General features: G+C 66.5%; 2 protein-coding genes. Both read right to left on the bottom strand.

The genetic code is table 11. The features are described 5' to 3' along the window. The coding region (locus ACNPM4_RS08475) for a flotillin family protein (RefSeq protein WP_448985394.1) at nucleotides 1-1,001 on the bottom strand (1,001 nt) is incomplete at its 3' end. A gap of 112 nt (nucleotides 1,002-1,113) precedes the next feature. Then, complete coding sequence (locus tag ACNPM4_RS08470) at nucleotides 1,114-1,542, bottom strand: MarR family winged helix-turn-helix transcriptional regulator (protein ID WP_029263791.1); 429 nt, start codon at nucleotides 1,540-1,542, stop codon at nucleotides 1,114-1,116. Nucleotides 1,543-1,887 lie beyond the last annotated feature (345 nt).

The following is a 1,887-nucleotide window of genomic DNA, read 5'->3' as shown; positions in this document are numbered from 1 at the left end:
ATCGCGGCGGCCTCGGCCGCCCGCTCGCGCGTGTAGAGCTCGGCCTGGGCGCGGGTCTCGGCCTCGTACCGCTGCGCGTCGGCGACGCGCTTGACGTCGGCGTCGAGCTGGGCCTGCTTGTTCTCGGCCTGCTGCTGCAGCACGGCCTGCTGCGCCTGCTCGCGGGCGAGGTTCTCGGCCTGCTCCGCCTCGGCGCGCGCGCGACCGATGCCGGCGTTCGAGTTGGCGGTGTTCGTGTCGAGCGCGGTCTGCTCGATCAGGTTGGCTTCCTGGTTCGCGATGTTCTTCTGGTTGATCGCGCGGTCGGCGTTGGTCTGCGAGATCTCGGCGGACTGACGCTTCGCCTGGATCTCGGGAGCGCCGAGCGACTGGATGTAGCCGACCTTGTCGGTGATGCCCTTGATCTGGAACGAGTCCAGGATGAGGCCCTGCTCGGCGAGCTCCTGCGAGACGTCGGCGGCGATCTGGTCGGAGAACTTCTTCCGCTCGCGCATCAGCTCGACGACCGACAGGGTCGCGACGATTCCACGGAGGGCACCTTCGAGTTGCTCGGTGGTGAACTGCTCGATGGCCTTGTCCTGCGAGGCGAAGCGCTCGGCGGCACGGCGCACCAGGATGGGGTCGGAGCCGATCTTCACGATCGCGACACCGTCGACGTTCAGGGTCACGCTGTCGAGCGACTGCGCCTCGGCGTTGAGCGAGACCTGGCGCGAGCGCAGCGAGATGATCTCATGGCGCTGCGTGATCGGGTTGACGAGCGACTTGCCGTTGACGATGACGGTGACGGGCGACTCCGACATCTCGGAGCGGCTCGACCCGTCGGTCGCGATGACCGCGGTCTGCACCTTCTGCTTGCGGCCCGAGATGACGAGGGCCTCGTCGGCTCGGGCGACCTTGATCCAGCTGCGTGCGAACAGCAGCAGGATGAGCAGCAGGACGACGGCGACGACGACTGCGATACCGACGATGACGAGGATGCCGACGATTCCGGCGAACTCCATGGATGACCTCCCTGGTTCCCCCCGAGGGGGCGGTCTGACGTGCCCGCGACACAGCGGGCGTACGCACCCCACCCTGCCAGAAACGGAAGCGGGCCGTTCTCGCGGCAGCGGGTCAGCGGGTGCGGAGCTTCTCCGCGAGGTCGCGCAGCGTGCGCAGCTCGTCATCGCCGAGGCGCGACATGCGGTCGGCGATCGAGCGCCCGTGCACGGTGGCGAGGGAGCGGAACGCCCGGGCCCCTTCATCCGTCGCGCGGATCAGCGCACCGCGTCCGTCGTCGGGGTCGGCGCACTTGGCCACGAGCCCGCGCGTGACCATGCGGTCGACCAGGCGCGAGACGCTCGGCTGGCTGATCAGCATGTTCGCGGTGATGTCGCGCAGCCGCGCGGTCATGCCGGGGGAGCGGGTGACGGTGAGCAGCACGTCGTACTCGGCCTGACCCAGGTCGCTGTGCTCGAAGTCCGACATCATCTCGGTGAACAACTCGTGCTGCGCGCGGAACAGGCTCTCCCAGGCCTCCAGGGCGAGCTTGCGATCGGTCATGTTCACAGAATAGTGGGAACAGTAAAGGGCCGGTCGGAGAGGCTCCCGACCGGCCCTTGTCCCTTGCACCAAGAGTGTCCTGCAATCACATGCGGTGTATGCCACAGCAAACATTCACCGTGTGATCACTGTATAACGGCGAGATAACGAATGCAACGGTTTGGTCACGGAAAGTTCCGTGGCGGGATCAGTCGCGTCGGTCGAGGTTGGCGACGATCGTCGCAGGTCCCGGTGCTTGTACGATCAGTGCGGTGCTTTTGCACCGCACCATGGAATCACCGGAAGCAGTGAATGAAGTTCGTCGAAGTCCCCATGCTCCCGATCGTGATCCCCTTCGGAGTCGTG

The sequence above is a fragment of the Microbacterium umsixpiens genome (assembly GCF_053543675.1).
Note: the sequence above shows the minus strand (reverse complement) of the source record. Positions and strands in the feature narration are given on the sequence as shown.

Bases quoted from the DNA above. Each gene is read 5' to 3' on its own strand.
- ACNPM4_RS08470 (WP_029263791.1), bottom strand. From the start codon at position 1,542: ATGACCGATCGCAAGCTCGCCCTGGAGGCCTGGGAGAGCCTGTTCCGC.